General features: G+C 38.7%; 20 protein-coding genes. 7 read left to right on the top strand and 13 right to left on the bottom strand.

The features are described from left to right. Positions 1-37 precede the first annotated feature (37 nt). The 10 genes from A5889_RS00280 to A5889_RS00235 form a co-directional block, all read right to left on the bottom strand. Complete coding sequence (locus A5889_RS00280) at positions 38-1,885, bottom strand: ABC transporter ATP-binding protein (protein ID WP_087639885.1); 1,848 nt, start codon at positions 1,883-1,885, stop codon at positions 38-40. A 13-nt stretch (positions 1,886-1,898) separates the two neighbouring features. Beyond that, entirely contained in the window at positions 1,899-4,280 is a 2,382-nt protein-coding gene (locus tag A5889_RS00275) for an ABC transporter ATP-binding protein (protein ID WP_087639884.1), read from the bottom strand. Next, the gene (locus A5889_RS00270; RefSeq protein ID WP_087639883.1) at positions 4,280-4,726 is read right to left on the bottom strand and encodes a MarR family winged helix-turn-helix transcriptional regulator; all 447 of its coding nucleotides are present in this window, start codon (positions 4,724-4,726) and stop codon (positions 4,280-4,282) included. Before A5889_RS00270 ends, A5889_RS00275 begins: the two co-directional genes overlap by 1 nt. Before the next feature lie 180 nt (positions 4,727-4,906). Beyond that, positions 4,907-5,728, bottom strand: coding sequence for a peptide-methionine (S)-S-oxide reductase MsrA (gene msrA, locus A5889_RS00265; RefSeq protein ID WP_087639882.1), 822 nt, complete (start codon positions 5,726-5,728; stop codon positions 4,907-4,909). 213 nt (positions 5,729-5,941) lie between these two features. Then, positions 5,942-6,658 (bottom strand): GntR family transcriptional regulator, encoded by a 717-nt coding sequence (locus A5889_RS00260; RefSeq protein ID WP_087639881.1) that lies wholly within the window; start codon positions 6,656-6,658, stop codon positions 5,942-5,944. 40 nt (positions 6,659-6,698) lie between these two features. Further along, the gene (locus A5889_RS00255) at positions 6,699-7,610 is read right to left on the bottom strand and encodes a class I mannose-6-phosphate isomerase (RefSeq protein WP_087639880.1); all 912 of its coding nucleotides are present in this window, start codon (positions 7,608-7,610) and stop codon (positions 6,699-6,701) included. Positions 7,611-7,625: 15 nt separating this feature from the next. Continuing rightward, positions 7,626-8,444: a PTS system mannose/fructose/sorbose family transporter subunit IID gene (locus A5889_RS00250; RefSeq protein ID WP_087639879.1), complete on the bottom strand. Its 819-nt coding sequence runs from the start codon at positions 8,442-8,444 to the stop codon at positions 7,626-7,628. Between the two features lie 15 nt (positions 8,445-8,459). After that, positions 8,460-9,293, bottom strand: coding sequence for a PTS mannose/fructose/sorbose/N-acetylgalactosamine transporter subunit IIC (locus A5889_RS00245; protein WP_087639878.1), 834 nt, complete (start codon positions 9,291-9,293; stop codon positions 8,460-8,462). Between the two features lie 27 nt (positions 9,294-9,320). Beyond that, complete coding sequence (locus tag A5889_RS00240; RefSeq protein WP_087639877.1) at positions 9,321-9,812, bottom strand: PTS system mannose/fructose/N-acetylgalactosamine-transporter subunit IIB; 492 nt, start codon at positions 9,810-9,812, stop codon at positions 9,321-9,323. Positions 9,813-9,826: 14 nt separating this feature from the next. Further along, positions 9,827-10,243, bottom strand: a complete 417-nt coding sequence (locus A5889_RS00235; RefSeq protein ID WP_087639876.1) for a PTS sugar transporter subunit IIA — start codon at positions 10,241-10,243, stop codon at positions 9,827-9,829. A gap of 160 nt (positions 10,244-10,403) precedes the next feature. Between A5889_RS00235 and deoC the strand changes: the two genes are divergently transcribed. Further along, on the top strand, positions 10,404-11,114 hold the full coding sequence (gene deoC, locus A5889_RS00230) for a deoxyribose-phosphate aldolase (RefSeq protein WP_087639875.1): 711 nt from the start codon (positions 10,404-10,406) through the stop codon (positions 11,112-11,114). Positions 11,115-11,204: 90 nt separating this feature from the next. Here deoC and A5889_RS00225 read toward each other — a convergent pair whose 3' ends face one another. Continuing rightward, complete coding sequence (locus A5889_RS00225; protein WP_087639874.1) at positions 11,205-13,226, bottom strand: YfaP family protein; 2,022 nt, start codon at positions 13,224-13,226, stop codon at positions 11,205-11,207. Between the two features lie 15 nt (positions 13,227-13,241). Next, the gene (locus A5889_RS00220) at positions 13,242-14,474 is read right to left on the bottom strand and encodes an RtcB family protein (protein WP_087639873.1); all 1,233 of its coding nucleotides are present in this window, start codon (positions 14,472-14,474) and stop codon (positions 13,242-13,244) included. A 157-nt stretch (positions 14,475-14,631) separates the two neighbouring features. On the opposite strand from A5889_RS00220, the gene A5889_RS00215 reads away from it, so the two are divergent. Beyond that, complete coding sequence (locus A5889_RS00215; RefSeq protein WP_087639872.1) at positions 14,632-15,873, top strand: WYL domain-containing protein; 1,242 nt, start codon at positions 14,632-14,634, stop codon at positions 15,871-15,873. Continuing rightward, positions 15,866-16,849 carry a WYL domain-containing protein gene (locus tag A5889_RS00210; RefSeq protein WP_087639871.1) on the top strand — a complete coding sequence of 328 codons (984 nt, stop codon included), beginning with the start codon at positions 15,866-15,868 and terminating at the stop codon, positions 16,847-16,849. Before A5889_RS00215 ends, A5889_RS00210 begins: the two co-directional genes overlap by 8 nt. Positions 16,850-16,940: 91 nt before the next feature. On the opposite strand, the gene A5889_RS00205 is transcribed toward A5889_RS00210, so the two are convergent. Continuing rightward, the gene (locus A5889_RS00205) at positions 16,941-19,082 is read right to left on the bottom strand and encodes a heavy metal translocating P-type ATPase (protein WP_176372764.1); all 2,142 of its coding nucleotides are present in this window, start codon (positions 19,080-19,082) and stop codon (positions 16,941-16,943) included. A 295-nt stretch (positions 19,083-19,377) separates the two neighbouring features. Between A5889_RS00205 and A5889_RS00200 the strand changes: the two genes are divergently transcribed. From A5889_RS00200 to A5889_RS00185, 4 genes are read left to right on the top strand one after another with little or no spacing between them, the layout of a single operon-like run. Then, on the top strand, positions 19,378-19,797 hold the full coding sequence (locus tag A5889_RS00200; protein ID WP_087639870.1) for a MarR family winged helix-turn-helix transcriptional regulator: 420 nt from the start codon (positions 19,378-19,380) through the stop codon (positions 19,795-19,797). Between the two features lie 16 nt (positions 19,798-19,813). After that, complete coding sequence (locus tag A5889_RS00195) at positions 19,814-20,776, top strand: ring-cleaving dioxygenase (RefSeq protein ID WP_087639869.1); 963 nt, start codon at positions 19,814-19,816, stop codon at positions 20,774-20,776. 12 nt (positions 20,777-20,788) lie between these two features. Further along, positions 20,789-21,682, top strand: coding sequence for a VOC family protein (locus A5889_RS00190; protein WP_087639868.1), 894 nt, complete (start codon positions 20,789-20,791; stop codon positions 21,680-21,682). 27 nt (positions 21,683-21,709) lie between these two features. Further along, positions 21,710-22,309 (top strand): alpha/beta hydrolase, encoded by a 600-nt coding sequence (locus A5889_RS00185; RefSeq protein ID WP_087639867.1) that lies wholly within the window; start codon positions 21,710-21,712, stop codon positions 22,307-22,309. The last annotated feature ends 98 nt before the right edge of the window (positions 22,310-22,407 follow it).

The raw sequence follows: 22,407 nt of genomic DNA, 5'->3' as shown, positions 1-22,407 counted from the left end.
ACCTCTTAAAGATCATTTCTAACTTTCTTTTTACTATCTAGTTTTCGTCTGCTAAATCCTCAAACTGAGAATTGTAAAGTGACGCATAGTAGCCACCTTCAGCAAGTAATTCATCATGTGTTCCTTGCTCTTTGATATCTCCGTCTTGCATATAAAGGATCTTATCTGCATCTTTGATCGTAGATAAACGGTGAGCGATAACAAATGACGTACGTCCAGCCATTAAATTATTCATCGCCTCTTGGATCAATCCTTCTGTTCGTGTATCAACAGAAGAAGTTGCTTCGTCTAGGATCAAGATCGGTTTGTCGGCTAAAATAGCACGGGCGATCGTCAATAATTGTTTTTGACCTTGAGAGATATTAGAAGACTCTTCATTCAATTCCATATTGTAGCCGCCAGGCAATGTTTGGATAAAATGATGGACATGGGCCGCTTTCGCAGCAGCGTAGACTTCTTCATCCGTTGCTTCAAGACGACCATACCGAAGATTTTCCATGATGGTTCCTTTGAATAACCAAGTATCTTGTAAAACCATTCCGATATTCTTACGTAGATCGGCACGATTGAAATCTTTGATATTGTGGCCATCGATCTTGATTGCACCAGAATTGACATCGTAAAAACGCATCAGCAATTTGACCATTGTTGTTTTCCCTGCACCCGTTGGACCAACGATCGCAACTGTCTGTCCTGGTTCCACATGGGAACTGAAATCATGGATAACGATTTTATCTGGTGTATAACCAAATTGTACATGGTCAAAGTCGACCATTCCTTCGGCTTTATCGATTTTCACTGGATTTGGTACCGTTTGATCTTCTTCTTCCTCACCAAGGAATTCAAAGACACGTTCAGCAGCTGCCGCCATTGATTGAAGCATATTAGATACTTGCGCTAATTGAGCGATCGGCTGTGTTAAGTTACGTACATATTGGATGAACGCTTGGATATCCCCAACTGTGATCGAACCATTATATGCCATGATCCCACCAACGATCGCAACTGCAACATACCCTAAGTTTCCGACAAAGTTCATGATCGGCTGCATCAAACCTGAAAGAAATTGAGATTTCCAAGCTGATTTGAATAGCACATCATTTTGTTCTTTAAATTCATTCAAAGAGTTTTCTTCATCATTGAACAAACGCACGATATTGTAACCGCCGATCGTTTCTTCAACTTTACCATTGATCACACCAAGATATTCTTGTTGTGTTTTAAAGTATTTTTGTGAGTTTTTTACAACGATCATGATCAAAATAAAGGAAATCGGTACGATCAAAATCGCAATTCCTGTCATTTTAACTGAGATCGAAAGCATCATCACGATAACTCCAATGATGGTGAAGACAGATGTAATCAGTTGTGTGATCGATTGGTTCAATGATTGTCCTAATGTATCCACGTCATTTGTGATACGAGATAAAACTTCCCCAGTCGTCCGACTTTCAAAATAGTTCATCGGCATACGATTGATTTTCTCTGATATTTCTTTTCTCATGCGGTAGGTGATTTTTTGCGAAATCGTCGACATGATCCAGCCTTGGATGATCCCGAATAACGATGCAACAAGGTATAAACCTAGCATGAATAATAGGATACCACCGATTTTTTCAAAATCGATCCCACCGGTTCCTTGATATTTCTTGATTAAACCATTAAATAATTCTGTGATTGCTTTGGATAAAATTTTTGGTCCCCAAATATTGAATACGGTTGAGGCGATCGCAAAGATCATCACAAAGAATACAGGAATTTTATAGGCGCCGATATACGACACTAATTTCTTGATCGTTCCTTTGAAATCTTTTGCTTTTTCTACTGGAGCAATTTGTCCAGGACCACCGCCGCGACGAGGGCGGTTTTGTTTTTCTTCTGCCATTATTTGCTCCTCCTTACTCCGCTTCTTCTATGCCTAATTCAGCATTGCTTAATTGTGACTGAGCGATTTCTTGATATACTTTTGATGATTTCATCAGTTCTTCGTGCGTTCCTTGATCAACGATACGTCCTTCATTTAACACGATAATGTTATCTGCATGAAGGATCGTTGAAATTTTTTGAGCAACGATGATCTGTGTTGCATCTTTGATATTTTCAGACAAAGCCTTACGTAAAGCAACATCAGTTTTATTATCAAGTGCTGAAAATGAGTCATCAAAAATCAAGATCTTAGGATTTTTAGCTAGAGCACGAGCAATGGACAAACGTTGTTTTTGACCACCGGAAACATTCGTTCCACCTTGAGAAATCTCACGGCTGTAGCCTTTTTCATTCGAATCGATAAATTCTTCTGCTTGTGCAATTTGAGCTGCTTTTTTCATTTGTTCATCTGAAATATCTGCATCTCCAAATTTGATGTTTGACGCGATATCACCTGAGAAAAGTACCCCTTTTTGAGGAACAAATCCGATGATTTCATGTAATTTATGCAAGGACATTTCCCGAATATCGATGCCATCGATTGTGATTCGTCCACCTGTGACGTCGAATAATCTAGGAATCAAATTGATGACCGTTGATTTACCAGATCCTGTTGAACCAATCAATGCGGTCGTTTGCCCTGGTTTTGCCACAAAATTGATATGATGTAAGACATCCTCATCGGCATCGCCATATCTAAATTGAACAGCTTCGAATTTCACTTCGCCATTGAATTCATGGTCGTCTTTTGATTGTTTTGGATCTTCGATCGTCGGTACGGTCTCAAGAACTTCTTCCACACGGCCTGCTGCTACATTTGCACGAGGAAGAATGATCGATACCATCGACAACATCATGAAGGCCATAACGATTTGCATTGTATAGGTGATGAAGGCCATCATGTCCCCAACTTGAAGTTGGCCCATATCCATATTATGACCACCGACCCAAACGATCAAGACAGAAATCCCATTCATCAATAGCATCATTACCGGCATCATGATCGACATTGCGCGGTTGACAAATAATTGAGTTTTCATTAAATCTGTATTTGCACGGTCAAAACGTTTTTCTTCAAATTTTTCACGAGAAAATGCCCGAATAACAGGTAGTCCAGTGATGATTTCACGAGAAACTAAGTTCACTCTATCCACCAAATTTTGTAACGCCTTAAACTTAGGCATCGTTGTTGCCAATAAGGTTAGAACTAAAACCAATACCGCGCCGACCGCTACTCCAACGATCCAGCCCATACCAGTTCCTGTTCGGTAGACTTGGTAGATTCCGCCAATACCAAGGATCGGTGCATATAATACGATACGCATGATCATGACGATCCCCATCTGCATTTGTTGGATATCATTGGTATTACGAGTGATCAATGATGCTGGTGAGAATTTTTCCATTTCTGTGTTGGAGAATTGCAATGTTTTTTCATATTGTCCCACACGTAAATTTCGTCCGACAGATGCTGCCACGATCGAAGCGATCAAACCGACAATAATTGCAGCGACAGCAGAAATCAATGTTAACAAGATCATTTTTGATCCAGTTTTAATAATATAATCCGTTTGAATTTGTTGTGTGTCCATATTCAACGCCTTATATTCAGCTAACGTTAATTGGATCCCCACAGTTCTAAGTGAATTTGTTCCGAGATCACCTAAGTTATCTTCTGTTTTCTTTCTAGCAGCTTCCACTTTTGCGGGCATTTCATCCGTTCTTGTTTGTAAGGAATCTGCAAGCTTCTGTGCTTCAGCCCCTTTTTCCTGTGCTTGCGCCGCTAAAGATTGAGCTTCACTGGCATTGGCTGCCGCAGTAGCGGCATCTGTTGCACTTGCTGCAGCTTCGCCAGCTGCTTTTGCTTGTTCGCCTAATGCCTTAGCCTCTGCTCCTAACTTTTGGGCTTTTTCAGCATCGTTTCCGATTGCTTTATAGTCTTCGATGATTGCTTTGGCTTCACTTGCACTTTTAGAATCCTTTGCTTGAGAAGATGCTAACATCATCATCGGTAGATCAAAGACCTTAGCAAGCTTTTCTTTTGTCATTCCTTCTTGCAGATCTAGTTTATAAATGTCTACTTTTTCACCATCGATTTTTTGAGTTGTTTCTTTGTAGTTGTCCTCAATGGTTTTCTTTTCATCTTCAGTCATGAACATTTCAATTCCCTGAAGAGTTGATTTTCTGATTTTTTCAGGCGTAGAGTTTTCAAGCCCTCCTTGTTGAATACCGATATCAACAATGTCGGATGTTAAGTTTGGTAAGCTTAGATCACTATTGGCTTGTACGACTAAAAGCACAAGAACTGCGATGACCGCATACCAGTATTTGCCTAGATATTTAAAAATCTTCACTATTGGTCACCTTCCTCTTTCAGAGATAATTTTTGGGCGCAGTCAACAAATTTCGCAACGAGTTCAATAAACAGTACTGTATCGTCTTCGCCCATCATTTTGAAAATTTGAACGACTTTATCACGCATTTGCTTTTTCTCTTGTTTGGCCGCTTTCTTGCCGCACTCCGTCAAAGTAACATTGATTCTTCTACGGTCATTTGGGTCCATATTACGCTCGATCAGTCCCTTTTTTTCTAAACTTCCTAAAACAACAGCAATTCGGGCACTGGATAAATTCAGTGATTCCGCTAAATGCTTCGGGCTAGTGGGTTCACCATGTTTATAGAGAAATTTGATGACGATATTTTCACCTTGATTACTCTTTTCAAACTTGCTGAAGGCACTATTACGGTTTTCCACCATCAAACGAATAAGCTCTTGTTCAGCTTCCTCTGCGAATGACATATGACTCCTCCTTCTTTTAAAATAATCACTTTCACCGTTAATAGCTAACAGCGTTAGTAATTAATACTGTTCGATATTAACGCATATAGGTTTTATTGTCAATAGTCTTACAAGAAACAAAAAAATAAATACGTTTTCATTTTAATTCAGGGAAATTATCGACAAATTCAATTGCGTTTTCTATCTTTTTTTACGTTGAATTTTATTTTTAAGCTGTTGATATTTCATAAGATTTTGACGAGCACGCTTCATTTTTCTATATCGTTTGGGCTGTTTCTTATAAAATTCTTGATGATAATTTTCTGCAGGCCAAAATCCCGTTGCTGACTGAATTTTTGTCACGATCGGCTCTTTGTATTTTCCAGAAGCTTCAAGCGCCTCCTTTGATTGTTCAGCAATCTGTCGTTGTTGCGCATTCTGAACGAAAATGATCGGTCTGTATTGATTTCCGCGATCCTGAAACTGACCAAATGCATCCGTTGGGTCAGAAATCTCCCAGTATAATTCCACTAATTCTCTATAGCTGATCATGCGTGTATCAAAAATAATCTCAACTGCTTCTACATGACCTGTACTTCCTCCTATTATTTGATCATAAGTCGGATGTTCAACAGATCCTCCTGTATAGCCAGATAAAACAGAAATGATCCCAGGACGTGATTCAAACGGCTCGACCATACACCAAAAACAGCCGCCAGCAAAAACAGCTCGTTCTTGATGGTCGACATCTAAAACGATATGTTTTGAAAAGTCATACACCTTTTCTCCAATTGGGTCGTTTGTGATTTTCGAATAAAAGTCAGCTACATCAGGAGTTAGATTGTTTCTCGTATTCAGAGGGCGCAAGGCTGCTTCAAGTTTAGCTAGCTGGTCTTTGAAATTCGCACCAATTTCTATTTGATTCTTCGCTTCTATTAACTGCACTCGTTCCCAATCACGTGTTCCGGGATTTAAAATAAGGTTATAGAGCTCTTTCATTACTTCTTCCTGATTATTGGTCATCGCAACTTCACCTCTGGTCTTTTAATCGTGTAACAAAAAAAGCATGTATACTAAAATAATGGCACATTGACGTTCAATTGAAATGTAACATATTTTTTTATTCTTATCTAATAAATGATTTTCTAGTATAAAAAGAAAACAAAAAATGTGTATGAGACATCACCTACGGCATATCACATACACATTTTTTACAGTCAAACTATGATTCAAGTTCTATCCATTTTCAGTTATCTCAAACACAAAGGAATTTATATCTCCCCGATATTTTGAAATCGAATACTCGATCGGTAACTTCCCGTCTGTAAATCCTCGAGTATGGAAATAAAACAGCGGTGCGCCTACCTCAACATCCAATAAATCACTCACCGTATCATCCGCTTGAATCACATCTAGACGACGTGAGACAGTCTTGATCGGAAAGCCTTTTTCTTTAAAGATACTGTAAAGTAAATTTGTAGAAAAATCGACTTCATCAAGTTCCTTAAATAGAAATGCCGGGATATAGGTAGTTACTAAAACTGTCGGTTTTTCTCCAGCATACCGTAAACGAATCAGCTTATAGACGTCATCACCTTCTAGAATCTCTAAGTTTTCAGCCACTTCTTCATTGGCAGCGTCTTTTCTAAAAGCAATGACTTTCGTCTTTGGAACCAAGCCTTTTCGGCTCATCTCAGAATCGAAACTTTCGATCACTTTGGTAAATTCCTGCTCGATTTTTGGGCGTTTAACGATCGTTCCTCTTTTTTTTCTCTTCTCTAAATAGCCAGCATCCACTAATGTTTGGACCGCCTGTCTTACTGTCGGTCTGCTTACTTGATATTCTTCTGCTAATTCTAATTCTGTTGGGATCAGCTCATTTTCAGCATAGGTTCCATCTTCGATCTTATCTAATAGATCCTGCTCGATTTTTTTGTATAAAGGCAAATTCATAAACTACCTCCTCGCTCATGTATCTTCATTATACAATAAATTAGACAGAAGTCTCGCGCCAATATGCTTTTGGTGTGGCAATCATACATTCAAATGGTGTATCGATCACTAATTGTTCATCTGGCAAAACGATTATACTCTGGCCTTGCTTAATCTCTTGTTCTGCGATTTTAGTTGTTCCAGTCAAAACAGTGATCACTTGTGCTAAGGATTTTTGATTTCGGTAGTTCTTTGCTAAAAGAGCTCTTCTGACAGTAAATTCTTTCACATCTAGGGTTTGTCCTAAGTCAAAATTAGCCTTTAGCACAGTTTGTTGTAATTCTAGTGTTTCAGTCGCTTGTTTTGTATGCAGTTCTCTTTTGATGCCAGAATCATCGGAACGATCATAATCATAAAAACGATATGTGATATCTGTAGACTGCTGAATTTCATAGACTAATGCGCCTTTGGTCAATGCGTGAATGGTTCCAGAAGGAATATACACGACCGATTCTTTCGTCACTGTCGTTTTTCCTAAAATCGTTTCATACTTATTCTCTTGGATCGCTGTCATAAAGGTTTGTTTGGAAGCTGCTGTTTGACCCGCGATGATCGATCCACTTTTTGGTGGAGTTAAAAAGAACCAAGCTTCACTTTTTCCATACGGCTTATTGACTGTTTTTTCAGCATAGTCATCAGTAGGATGCACTTGAATGCTCAAATCCTCATCTGCGCCAGTCATCGAAATGATCAAAGGGTATTCTTCTCCTTCAAGCAAACCAAAGGATTGTGGATTTTTTTGAACTACCTCACGTAATGTCTGCTGTTTCGAAACAATAGGGCTATCGATTTCTTCAGTTGCAGATGCAGAATACACAGAACCGATTTTCCCCTCACAGCTTTCTGTTGAATAGGCTTGTAAACGAGGAGTTCCCCAAATTCTTTTTTTGGGGATCGATTTTAATATAAACATGCTTTTTCACCACTCCTAAAAAACGCCGACGGCAACACCGATCGCAGAAATAACCGTCAATACTAAAATAACTTTTGTTGCTGTCAATTGCTTAGACGTCAATAAATACCAAGCTAATAATACCATCGCCAACGGTAGTACCTTAGGAAAAATGCCATCCAAGACATCTTGTAAGGCTTGGACTTCTTCGCCCATTGGAATTTTTAGTTTTGTCACGAGCGCAATATTCGAAGCAGCTAAGCCTCCGACAACCATCACACCTAAAATGTTGAAGGCATCTGTGATTCGTTTCGCATTTTCGCCAATAATCACATCAATGGCGTTTACACCTAATTTATACCCATTCATAAACGCAAGGTAAGAAATCAGTACCCCAACTACTCCATACGATAAGATATAAAAGATCGGTCCTAGGGCATTCCCGCCAGAAGCCAAGCCCATACCGATCGACAATAGGATCGGTACGATGATGCCCTGAATGATCGAATCTCCAATTCCTGCTAAGGGTCCCATCAGCGTCGTTTTGATATTGATCGGCATTTCCTCCGGCACATCGCCGCCAATAGCTATCTCTTCTTCTAAAGATGCTACGATCCCATTGATCAGTTGTCCCGTTTGTGGTTCAGTATTATAGAACATTGAATGACGCATCAATAAACGTTTCTTTTTTTCTGGATCATTCTTATAGTATTTTTCAGCAAATGGCAGATAGGAATACGCCCAGGCATGCGCTTGTAATTTTTCATAACTCATCGAAGAAAGATGGGTGAAGCCCCAACGTTTCCAAATTTGACGTAACTCTTTCTTTGATAAACGCTTCGTTGTTTGTTCCATGTCAGTTCATCCTTTCTAGAATAGATCATCATCTTCAAATACAGTAGAATCAGCCGATTGATTTGCTGCTTTAGGTTGAGCATTAGACGCATTGCCTGTTGCTAAAAAGACGATATAAGCGACAAGTGCCGCTATAAATACTAAAGCGATCATATTCAACCCGGCAAATGCCATTAAAACAAAACCAGCAAAAAAGAAAATCAAGTGCGCCTTTTCTTTGACTACGATGCTCATTAGCATAGCGATTCCTAATGCCGGTAAGACGCCGCCCAAAACAGAAATAATATCCGTTACGACCTGAGGAACGTTTGAAAGAAGCCAATTCACTAATCCTTTTCCTAAAAATATTGCTAAAAATACTGGTACTGCACGCAATAAGAAGGTCGTGATCTGAGGATAAACAACATGATTCAAAACGATTCCTCGATCATCATTTTTCTCTGCGGCTGTTTGCGCCCGAGTATTCCAAAAAGAATACGCTGCCATTCTAGAATTGTAAAAAATAAGTCCAAATGTTTGCCCGATCAAAATCGCCAAAGTAACTGCAACAGCAGGGTCTTTAGTCGTTGCTAAAGCCAAACCGATGCCGCCATATGCCGCATACGTGATCTCACTGTTCGTTGCTCCCCCAGTGGTTAAATTGGCAATAAAAACGGCTTGAACAGCTAAGCCACAAAGAATCCCCGCCTGCACATCACCAAAAGCGATCCCTACCAGTAATCCTGCAACCAAAGGCCGGCCAACAATGTAAAAGCCGCCCGTCATGCCGAAAAGCCATGGGGTTTCGATCGCACCTAAGTAACAAAAAATTCCAGTCAATAATGCTGGCAATAATAATCCTGTATCCATTTTGGTTCCCCCTATCTGTTTTTCCCATTACATCCCATCATATTTGGCTTTTAATTGTTTCCAAGGTTTAATTTCATCATCCGGCAACAATTGAAATCCGATTTCGATTCCTTGTTGATCCATATATTCGAAAGCTTCATAATCTTTTTCATCGATGGCTACTGTTCGTCCTAACACTTTTGCTCCAGCACGAGTATTCATCGGTCCAACATTGAGTTTTTTACCAAAATCAACGCCAAGCTTTACCAATTTCGCAAAGGTTTGCGGCGAATTACTGATAAGAAAGAAATCTTTTTGTGAGTTTTTCCCTTTCGGCACACTTTCAACTGCTTGCTCTACGGTATAAATTCCTAATTTCAAGTTTCCAGCCGCTGCCTTCAGTACTTTTTTTCTTAAGTCATCCTGAGCGATATCATCCCCTACAACTAAGATCCCTTGGACAGGTCTTGCTTTGGTCCATCGTGTCGTTGTTTGTCCATGAATCACTCGGTCATCGATTCTTGCTAATGTAATTGTCATGTTGTTTTCCTCCTTTAAAAGTCGATCTCATCCTCTTGTTGTGCTAATACCTCAGTACCTTCAACAGAGCTTCTACCCGTATTGACTGCTAGTTCAAATAATTCTTCAAGCTTTCTACCGCTTTGAAGGGCGACGCCTGTTTCAATCAACATTGGTAGATTCATCCCTGTCACCACTTTTACTTGCTGCGGATTTGCCAAAAATTCCCGATACGCCTCATTGAAGGGCGTTCCTCCTTTAATATCACACAGAATCAAAAGACCTTCATCAAGATGCATTTGTACAACGTCCTGCAAACGTTTAGAGAAATCTCCAATCCCATCATCTGTCAAACAAATTGCAGAAATATCACTATTTTCGCCAGCGATCATGACATAGCTTTCCAATAAGCCAGTTGCAAAGGTTCCATGCGAGACAAGTAATAGCTTCATTTTATAACCTCCATTTATGTAATTACATTAATTCTTACCGCACCCAAATAGTAACCCCTTACAATTAATATGTCAATAACTTATTTGAATATTTTTTCTCTTGACAAGAAAAATTTTTCGTTTTACACTCATTATGTAATTACATATAGGAGGGATTTACATGTCGAATTATACTATCGATGAGTTAGCACGTTTTATCGATCATACCAACCTGAAGGCTGATGCTACCACCGCAGATATGAGCAAGCTTTGCCAAGAAGCGAAAGACTATCATTTCAAGATGGTCGCTATCAACCAAGTCCAGTCGAAGTTATGCGCTGAATTATTGGCAGGGACGGATATCAATATCGGCGCAGCCATTAGCTTTCCTTTAGGACAAACTTCTAAAGAAGCGAAATTTTTCGAAACAGAGAACGCAATCAAGATCGGTGCCACTGAAATCGATTATGTAGTCAACCTGACTGAGGTCAAAGCTCAAAATTGGCTATATATCGAAGAAGAGATGGAAGGTATCGTTGCGATTTGCCGTAAAAACCATGTGATTTCTAAAGTTATTTTTGAAAATGCTTACCTGACTGATGAAGAAAAAATCAAGCTTAGTGAAATAGCTAAAAAAGTCGAGCCGGATTTCATCAAAACATCGACAGGCTTTGCGCCGACAGGAGCAACTTTCGATGATGTTAAATTGATGAAAACACATGTGGGTGATAAAGTGAAGGTCAAAGCGGCCGGTGGAATTCGTGATGCCGAAACTTTCAAAAAAATGATTGCCTGTGGCGCGGAAAGAATTGGAACGAGTGCAGGAATAGAAATTATTGGCGAATTGAAGAAAGAATTAGCTGAAACTGCTAAAGAGACGATTACGATTTAATCGCTCTTACGAAAAAAAGAACAACCGTCTCAATAAAAATAATTGGGACGGTTGTTCTTTTTAAACATTTTTTTATCCATTTAATCGAAATCAGTCAAATCGATCAATTTTGATCAATCGCTCCATACCATCGATAGAAATTTTTAATAACACATTCCATTCAGCTTCTTTACTAAATCCAAGCCCGCAAGCTGTTGCCATCTCTGCCGCTTTGATCGGTGTCATCGCCGTATAAATTTCTAGAGTCTTTCTTATTTCCCTCAACTCAGGTATCAACATTTCGTTGAAGAAACCACGACCTTTGCCTTGACTCTCATCACGACAGTCCTTTAACAAGAAGAATGTATGATTTCCGTTTTGTTCCCAATTTCTTTCTCCCCAAAGATTGGGTGATTTAGTGATCCCTGTAACTTCCACAAATGCTCCTTGTGTAAGATTCCATGTATCATACTCTCTGCTTTGATTACTAGTCAACATTTTGGCTATCTGTCCTTTTTTATAGATGAACTCAAAAACTGTTTCTTGCGCACCTGTTACACTCAACTCTCCTTGATGAGTATAAACTTGCCCCGCGACTTCCAGCTCTACTTTAAAAGGCGTGCCCCATCCATTGCTCCTATCCCGATAATTATGAACATAAAACCGATAGTTTCCTTCCACACCTTCTCCTTTCGTCCAGCGAATATTTTCAACTGGATACATCGTTTCTCCACGAACATTCATATCAACATCCAGCCAACCATTTGTTTCACGTTTTCGGTTATAGAAAATATGTTTACCAGCCGGTGTCAAGCAATGCAAATCCAAATCCGTACGATTTTCCCAAATGAGCGAACAGCGGATATCATTTTCTTCATATCTGCCACCCGCTTCTTGGACACGACGCTTGATTTCACCATCTACCCCGCCGTGATAATACCAAGAGAATGGATTATCCCATTGGAAAATGCTTTTAGAGTCTGGTATATTCTCCGTCACTAAACTCATCAAACGATTCGTATCATCAACTCTAGCTTCAATTTTATTTACTTGCGGCAGAAGAGTTTCAGAAAACTTTTTCCAGGTCATTGTAGTGATCGGCCAATCAATAATCTTGACCTTTGGGATTTTCGGAATAATCCCACTAAACAATCCCATTTTTTGTTTTTCCACTTTCTTTTCAGGAGAACGCCAAATGAATTCTGGAATCTCATCTAAACGAGCAAAACGACGTTCTAACGCATCTGTTATGCCAATTTTTTCAACTAATTTTTCTGCTTCGATCAAAGCACCTTCAGTAGGAGCCGATTGCGCACGCATATATTGTGATGGGTCCATTTTATCGTTATAGCGTCGGATCAATTCATCAGTATTTATACCTGCCTGATAATCATCAAGCAAGGTGCCGATCATCGAATTTTTCAAATGGCAATAGCCTGTTTTGGCTTTTGCTATATAACGCCACATCAAACGTTCTCTCACGAGAGCATCTTTTTCTTTCAAAATCACTTGTTGTGCTTCGTCAAACCATGAGATCATACCGATAAATCGTTCACTGCGATAAAGAGCACCTGAGTCGATAAGTGTTTTCATTATAGAAACACTGTCTCTAGAATACATGTGTAAGGTAGCTTCAAAAAGTTGAAATTCTGCTTTCTTTTCCGCCATCAGCTGATTGGCTGTTTTCAAAGCAGACTTACTTACATAGTGTTTAGGCAACATCAGTGATAAGTGGCTTCTTTCCCCAGAAAATGGCGTTCCCAGCTGACGCTGATCTGAATAAAAAACTGTTTTGATAGAACTCGCTTCAACCACTTTCTTGAGTTGTGTTACTGCTGCTTTAAAATAATCAGGTACAGTTTCTGGATGCCAAAGTGCAGATTTTATTTGACCATCCTCTGTCAGAATAACTAGATCTCCATACTTTCTAATAAATGCTTTGCAGCAACTACAGTTATACTGTTGTCGACTTGATAGCTCAAGTGATTCCAGATAATGAAGCCACAAATCGTCGGTAAGCGCGACTTTGAACAATGGTTGATTCTCATAAAGCAATTGATGAAATTCTTTTTGCATATTTTCCTCAAGCTGTCTATAATGCTGATTATTATTTGTAAATTCTTGATTTTTCATTTTACTCCCTGCTTTCTATCCTTTGATGACACCTATTGTAGTTAATTTTTTGATAGGCGTGACTAGTTCTTCTTGATTTCCCATCACTTCATCGATATTTTTATACGCAAAACGACTTTCTTCTGCGACATCTGCCTTTTTCACTTTGCCAAGGATAACTTCTCTTTCTTTCAAATCAACGATCACAGATTCAACAGAAATTTCTTCTTTCGCTTTTTTACGTGAATACACACGTCCAGCTCCATGAGAAGATGAATGAAAGCTTTCTGGTTCACCTAATCCTTTTACGATATAGCTCGATGAACCCATTGCTCCAGGAATAATCCCCAACTCACCTTTTCTAGCACGTGTTGCTCCTTTTCGATGTACCCAAACATTTTGACCATAATGATGTTCTAACGCTGCATAGTTATGGTGACAGTTCACACGCATACTGTAATTCACTTCTTTTTCCAAATACTTATCAACAAAATGAGAAAAGATTTCCATTGTTTTTTCAAGCATCTGTTCACGATTCTCATAAGCATAATCCAGCGCTATATTCATCCATTTTAAATACGATTTACCTGCTTCAGTTTCTGTCGGTAAAAAAGGCAATTGATTGCTTTCAGGTACTCGACTATGCCAGATTTCGTTTAAGTTTTTCGCTACTTTATTAAAATGTTGACAAATCTTAGCACCCAAATTTCTACTTCCGGAATGAAGCATGATCCCGATATAGCCCTCATCATCTTGCTGAAACTCGATAAAATGATTGCCTCCGCCCAACGTACCTATTTGATAATACGCATTCTCTAAAATTTCTTTTGCTTCTGGAAGTCTTCGATCATCCCTCATATCGATCAATGCTTGGTCGATCACTTTAGAAGATTGCTTTTCTTTATGCAATGCAAAGCCGACTGGTACATCACGCATCACTTGATTGACGATCAATTTTAAAAGTGGTTGTCTATCATGTTCTACTTTTTGCAAATCAGCGAACAAAATATCCGTTTGAACGTAGCACATCCCACAACCAATATCCATACCAACTGCATTAGGAACGATCACATCTTTTGTCGCTAAAACTCCTCCAATCGGCATCCCGTAGCCATAATGACAATCCGGCATCAAAGCAACCCATTTAAAAACAAATGGTAATTGAGCCAAGTCCAGCGCTTGTTCTAACACATTTTCCTCAAGCGTCCCCTTAGGCAGCCAAACTTTGATCGGTGCAGCATTTTTTGATTTATCATAATGTACAAACATTATTTTCACTCCTTTTTTCGATATGTTTTGTCAGTAATGACTTAACTGAATTCATTGTAAAACACCCCGTTCATTTCAGCCTTAAAAAAATGTTGCGAACTTTGATCAGTGAATTTGCTATAATAAAATGACCAAATAAAAATAGTGAGGAAAAAAAATGAGTAGGTCTTTTAATGAGTTGATCAAAGATTTTAATACGATTCGCTCGTATGCCAGAGAATTTTATATCAATGGTTTTAAACATCGAGAGGAATTTCAAGAAAAAAGTTTACGTAGCTATGATAATGAGCGTCGTCGCATAGAAAGCTTCTTAAGCGAATATACTGAATGGGAACAAACTGCCCAAGGGAAAACGATTCGACTTGAACTCAAGCAAGAACCCTTAGACACAAATCCACTCTTTAAATTATGGCAAACAAAAAGTTTCACTAAAAATGATGTTTTTCTTCATTTTACAATTCTAGATTGTTTGACAAGCTATGAGTCATTGTCCCTAAGTGAATTGACAGAATTGCTTCACCAAGAGTACTTGAATCATTTTGACGGTGCACCGACACTCTCAGAAATTACCATCCGAAACAAACTGAAAGAATACAGTGGACTAGGTGTCCTTCAAGAGATAGAAAAAGAGAAGCGACTTCATTATCAGTTAGTCGCTCCTCTAAGTTTAGAGAAAAAAATGATTCCTGTTCTGCATTTTTATAAAGAAGTTCTGCCTGGTGGTGTTATTGGCCAATTTTTATTGAATAAGCTAAATCAGAAAACCGAAAGTCCGTTTACGTTCAAGCATCACTTTATTGTTCACAGTTTAGATGAGGAAATTGTTTTAACCATTCTTGCTGCAATTACGGAGCACCGTTATATATCTGTTTACCAATATAATGGTAAAGAAGCTGAACTAATACCACTGTCTTTATATGTTAGCACAGAGACCGGCAGACAATATCTAGTCGGCTTGCTTCACAAAAACTTACTTACTTCGATCAGAATCGACAATATCAAAGAAGTTATTTTGAAAGAACCTGTTGAACAATATTTAGATTTTCAAGAACAGTTTTCTGAGAAGAAAGAGACTTCTTGGAACGGAAGTTTTAATCAAAAACCTTTAAAAAAATTACGCGTATTGCTTCAGATTTTGGAGGGATATGAGGATTATTTGATGACAAGAATCGCTCGCGAACAGCGAATGGGAATTAGCTATCGAATCGATCAAAAGACAGTCGTTTTTGAAATTGAATTGATTGATCTATTTGCTATCAACCCATTCCTCAGAACATTTGTCGGAAGAATCATTTCTATTGAAAGTACAGATAAAGAGTGGGAGACATTATTTATTAACGACTTAAAGGAACTTATTGCACTATACTCCCCTTCAAAGGAGGTAAAAATAGATGACTGATTTTTTATTTCATGAAATACATGGAATCTATTTTGCTATTGTAAAGGAAATTTTAAATCAGAAGCAAGCATTATCAACAAAAGAACTGGACCGTATCGTTCGAATGAAAGGATTTGACGAGTCTGTGATGCAGCTCCTTCCTTCTTTGCAGAACAAAAATAATCCTTGGTACTTATTATTTGAAAAAGAACCTGATTGCTGGTTTCCAATCACGAAAAATGAGACACCTAGCACATATACGGCTTTAGAACGTCGCTGGCTCAAAACGATAATGAAGGATCCTCAACTTTCATTTTTCTTAGAAGATCATGAGATTTCTGATTTAGATCAGCAACTTAAAGGAATTCAGCCACTTTTCGATTTAAACGCTATCACTTATTATGATCAGTTTAACCAAATCGATTCGATCATTGATCAGAAACAGCAGCAGCGCCATTTTAAATGCTTGATCGAAGCCATTCAGGAAAAAAGGCCTTTGTTGATCGACTATCAACGACATAAAAAAGTATCCAGCAAAATCGGTCTTTTTCTGCCCTTCAAATTAGACTATTCACCCAAGAATAATCTTTTTCGCTTAAAGGCTTGGCGTATCTTACGGACCAGCCGATTTGAAGTAACACTTAATCTTGATCGCATGCTTACAGTCCAGTTAGCTGAAGAAAAAAGAGACTATTTGGCTCTACCGATCACCTCTTATCGAAAGCAAGCACAAATGACTTGTCAATTGATCGATAAGCGACAAGCGTTAAAACGAAGTATGCTTCATTTTGCTGATTACCACAAAACGACTCGTCGATTGGATGAGTCTCACTATGAATTGACCATTCAATATGATACGAGCGATGAAACAGAGCTGTTGATTCGGATATTGTCATTCGGACCATTTTTGACCGTGACTAGCCCAGATAGTTTTATTATCAAGATCAAAGAACGGATTGAAGCTCAAGCTAAGTTAATGGAAAGCTTTGATCAATAGAGCTAATAAAAACAGAGGAGCTGCACATCAACTGATGATGATCTCCTCTGTTTTAGTTTGTTCTTTTATTTTTATAAAAAGTAACTCTTCTCTATTTTTTAATCTTCAACGTCATCGCATTCAACGCTACAATGATCGTACTTAAAGACATCAAAGCAGCCCCGACAGCAGGATTCAAGATGATTCCCCAAGGAGCTAAAACACCAGCAGCTAAAGGGATAGCAACGATGTTATAACCCGCTCCCCACCATAAATTTTGAACCATTTTGATTCGAGTTTGTTTCGCCAAATCAATAAAATGCAAAATATCCAGCGGGTTACTATTTGTTAATACAACATCTGCAGAATCGATCGCTACATCCGTTCCAGCTCCGATCGCAATTCCGATCGTCGCACGTGCAAGACTCGGTGCATCATTGATTCCGTCACCCACCATTGCTACTCGATGTCCCTCATTCACTAACTTAGCAACGATTTTTTCTTTTCCTTCAGGTAATAAACTAGCATAAAATTGTTCGATACCTAAATAGTTTGCAACACTAGATGCTGCTTCTTCATTATCTCCAGTCAGCATAACGGGCTCAATCCCCCGTGCTTTCAACGCGGCAATAAATTCCTTCGCTTCAGGTTTGACTTGATCACCTAAAGCAATCAAACCGACTAATTGATCTTCGATCAACAAATAGCTGATCGTATTGCCTTGTTCTTGATAGTGCGTAATAGCTGACTGATCAACTGTCATATTCAATTGACTCAATGCTTTGGCATTGATGATTTTTACCTTTTTACCTTCAACTTGCCCTTCTAACCCAACACCAGAAATATTTCTTTCATTCGAAGCTTTAAACGGTGTGATCTTCTGTTCCTTTAAGTAGTTCATGATTCCTGTAGCAATTGGATGATTTGCGCTAGTTTCTAAAGCACCGATATATTGTAACACCGCTCTTTTATCTAAAGTTTCAGCAAATGTTTCCACACCAGTTACAGTAAAAGTTCCTTGAGTCAACGTGCCTGTTTTATCTAATAAAATCATATCTAGATCATGAGCATTTTCAAGTGCATTGCGATTTTTTAATAATAAGCCATTTTTGGCTGCAATAGAGGTTGAACGGGCAACTACTAACGGGATCGCTAATCCTAACGCATGAGGACAAGCAATAATAAAAACGGTCACCATTCGTTCTAAAGCAGAAGGCAGATCACTGACAAACAACCAGACAATAAATGCTAGAATCCCAGCAAATAATGCCACATAAAACAACCATTTTGCTACCTTGTCTGATAGTGCTTCTAGTTTTGATTTGTCCGCTTGGGCTTTGCGCACCATGTCCATTACTTTTGCAAGATAACCGCTTTCGCCTGTTCCTGTAACTAAAATCGTCATAGTTCCATCTCCGTTGACAGAGCCACCGATCACACGATCTCCTACCTTTTTGATCACACCGCGAGACTCACCTGTAACAGCTGATTCATCAACAATGGAATTTCCTTTTTCAATAAGTCCATCTGTCGGCATTTTGTCACCCGCACGAACAATCAAATGATCGTTTTCGTGGACCGCTTGTAGAGAAACTTTTTCCTCAGTGCCATCGGCTCTAACTCGTGTCACCTCATCCGGCAGCAGTTCTGCTAATTCTTGCAACGCATCACTGGCATTCATCACCGCATTCATTTCGATCCAATGCCCTAACAACATAATAACGATCAATGTCGCAAGCTCCCAGAAAAAATCCATGACATGTGCATGAAAAAAGGTATTTGCAACAAACGAATATAAGCTGTAAAAGAAAGCGACAGAAATCCCCATTGCAATCAACGTCATCATTGCCGGACTTTTCATTTTCAATTCCATTTTAGCGCCACTTAAAAATGGTTGACCACCATAAACAAATAAAATAGTGGCTAACACTAAAACGACCCAGTTAGAACCTGGAAACGAAAATTGAAAAGGCAACTCCATTCCCATCATTGGTGATAGTATAATGATCGGAATAGCGATGATCAAAGATAACCAAAATTTTTGCTTGAAGTTCCCCATATGCATACTATGATCCATACCGCCCATATCGTGTCCTTCATGCATTGAATGGTCCATGTTGCTCATATCATGATCTTCGTGCATCGAATGATTCATGTTGCTCATATCATGTTCAGTATGGTCCATTCCTTTCATTTCATGATCTGCGTGCATTGAATGATTTTTTTCATCACTGCCTGTACTCTTATTACTCATTATTTATCCCTACTTTCGCTTATTTCACTTTAGCTGCTTTCGCTCATTCATCAAAACCAGATTATTTATATGTTCTAAAACCTTTCGACAAAACAAGCATAACAAATGCGACTACATTTGTAAACGAAAATGTTTTAATCCTCTAAAGTCAACCGCTCCTCTTTCTATTCTCTCTTAAGAGTACAACTGACGCTGCTTTTAAACAATCATTTTGAATGATCGAAACAAAAAGCTTGCATACTTATTAAAAGTAAGTTATATTTATTTCGAATTCGAAATAAAAAGAGGTGAAGTCATGGATCATCAAGAAGAATCATTAAAAACATATATCGGAATTTTACGCACCGCTAGTCAACTAGAGCAATTAGCCAAAAAGGATGTTACCTGTTACGGCTTGAATATTACTGAATTCTCAGTTTTGGAATTGCTTTTCCATAAAGGAAGACAAACGACACAAACCATTAAGGAAAAGATTCTGATTGCCAGCAGCAGTACCACCTATGTCATCGACCAGTTAACGAAAAAAGGCTATGTAAAACGGCAAACAAATGAAAGCGATCGTCGAATCATCTATGTCGATATTACCTTAGCAGGAAAAACTCTGATGGAGGAAATTTTTCCTACTCATGCTCAGCAAATAGCGGCTAGTTTTTCTGATATTACTATCGAAGAATTACGATCATTACAACACATATTAAAAAAAATAAACGATTAAAAGTGAGGCTATTAAAATGAGAAAAGAAGATCAATTATTAGGAGTACATCATGTCACAGCAATGACTAGCGATGTAGAAAAGAATTATGCATTTTTCACAGATATTCTAGGCATGCGATTAGTGAAAAAAACAGTCAATCAAGATGATATCTATACGTATCATACTTATTTTGCAGACGACTTAGGTTCACCCGGCACAACGATGACCTTTTTCGACTTTCCCAACAATCCAAAAGGAACCAAAGGGACGAATTCGATCAGCAGAACTGGATTTCGTGTACCAAGCGATGCTGCTTTAACTTACTATGAACAACGTTTTAATGAATTCAATGTAAAACATGAAGCTATTTCAACTGAATTCGGTAAAAAAGTATTACGTTTCTGGGATTTCGACGATCAAGCCTATCAATTGATTTCCGATGAAACAAATACCGGTGTCAAAGCAGGAATTCCTTGGAAAAAAGGGCCCGTCCCAGAAGAATTTGCGATTTACGGTTTAGGACCAGTTGAGATTTCTGTTTCTTATACGGCTGATTTTAAAGGTTTATTAGAAAATATTTTCAACTTTAAAACTGTTATCCAAGAAGACGATCGATATTTGATGGAAGTTGGCGAAGGTGGTAACGGCGCTCAAGTAGTATTGGTGGATGATACGACCAGCCCGCAATCTCAACAAGGTTTTGGCGAGGTTCACCATGTTGCATTCCGTTTAGCTGATCGCAAATCATTAGCTGTTTGGCAGGAAATTTTTGATAATCTAGGATTAGCCAATTCCGGCTATGTCGATCGTTACTACTTTGAATCTTTATACGTTCGTGTCGGCCATATACTTGTTGAGCTAGCAACAGATGAACCAGGTTTCATGGGGGATGAGCCTTACGAAACATTAGGAGAAAAATTATCACTCGCACCATTTTTAGAAAATCGTCGCGAATATATCGAAAGTGTCATCAAACCTTTCAATACCATACGCGCTTAAGGAGAATATCCAATGAACCCGATCGATAAAATCCATCACATTTCTGCCATAGTCGGTGATCCGCAAGAAAATCTACAGTTCTATCGCGATGTTTTAGGTTTACGTTTAGTCAAACAAACGGTCAATTTTGATGACGAATATACTTACCACTTGTACTACAGCAACCAATCTGTCGATAATGGAACGATCATCACTTTTTTTCCTTGGAGCAATGCGCATAAAGGACGTGTAGGCAGCGGCCAAGTGGGAACCATTGCTTTTCGTATTCCGAAGGGAACTACCGCTTATTGGAAAGAGCATCTAGCTAAACATCAGATTTCTGTAAAAGAAACGGAGCTATTTAATCAACCAACATTGGAGCTACAAGACTCTCATGATTTATCTTTGGCACTTGTTGAAGGAGTCGAAACTGCAGATTCAGCCGCAATTCTTGGATTTCACGGGACAGTGCTGCTTTCAGCTGATCCTGAGGCAACAAGCAACACCTTGGTAAACGATCTCGGATTAGAATCTGCGGTAACAACTGAGAAAAGCTATTCGTTTTACACAAAAGGCACTCAAAAGCATCAAATCATCGTGCCAAAAACGGTGATGAAATTTGGTCGCTGGGGAGTTGGTACCGTACACCACATTGCTTGGTCTGTGCCCACTTACGAATCACAGAAACAATGGCAGGATTATTTATATACTCATCATTATTCAGTAACTGAGATCAAAGACCGCAACTATTTTAAAGCGATCTACTTCCAAGAACACGGAGATATCATCTTTGAAATTGCGACTGAAACACCTGGTTTTACTGTTGATGAATCTTTTGAAAATTTAGGCAAACAATTAATGCTGCCGCCCCAGTTTGAAGCTCAGCGAGCAGAAATCATCTCTCGTCTACCAAGGCTAGATGTTTGATCACGATATACGATGGAGGGAACAACAATGAACTATATAATAGAACAAGGCAAAGCAGATGCTCCTGTTTTTATTCTCCTTCACGGAACAGGAGGAGATGAGCATTCTCTGCTTCCGATCGGAAAAGAATTGAATGCTGATGCTACACTGATCGGGATTCGAGGAACCGTACAAGAAGATGGCATGAATCGTTATTTCCGTCGGCTAGCTGAAGGAATCTATGATGAAAAAGACTTGGAATCACGGGGAAAAGAATTAGACGATTTTATTGATGGTTTAACACAAACATATGATTTTTCATTTGATCAGGTCACATTGATCGGTTATTCCAATGGAGCAAATATCGCCGTCAATTTGATGCTGAGAGATTCTAGATTGAAAAAAGCTATCTTACTACATCCCATGTATCCAATAAATGTAATGAACTCAGAGCATTTGAAAAATACCGAAACTTTTATGACATTTGGAACACATGATCCGATCGTACCGATCGAAGAAAGTCACCGTGTGCTGAATTTATTTGCGGAAAATCATGGAGATATCACTTATGTATGGACACAAAGTCATCAATTGACTTATGAAGAAATTAGCGAAGCAAAAAAATGGTTAGAAAATAAACGTAGTTAATACGATAAAAAAATCGATTTATCCTATCTTTTTTCTAGATGGAAAGGGATAAATCGATTTTTTTTGTTATTTTTTTCTATTTGAATGGATTTCTATAA

This window comes from Enterococcus sp. 9D6_DIV0238, assembly GCF_002174455.2.
Taxonomy (GTDB): Bacteria; Bacillota; Bacilli; order Lactobacillales; family Enterococcaceae; genus Enterococcus_L; species Enterococcus_L dunnyi.
This window is presented reverse-complemented; position numbering and strand designations above follow the sequence as displayed.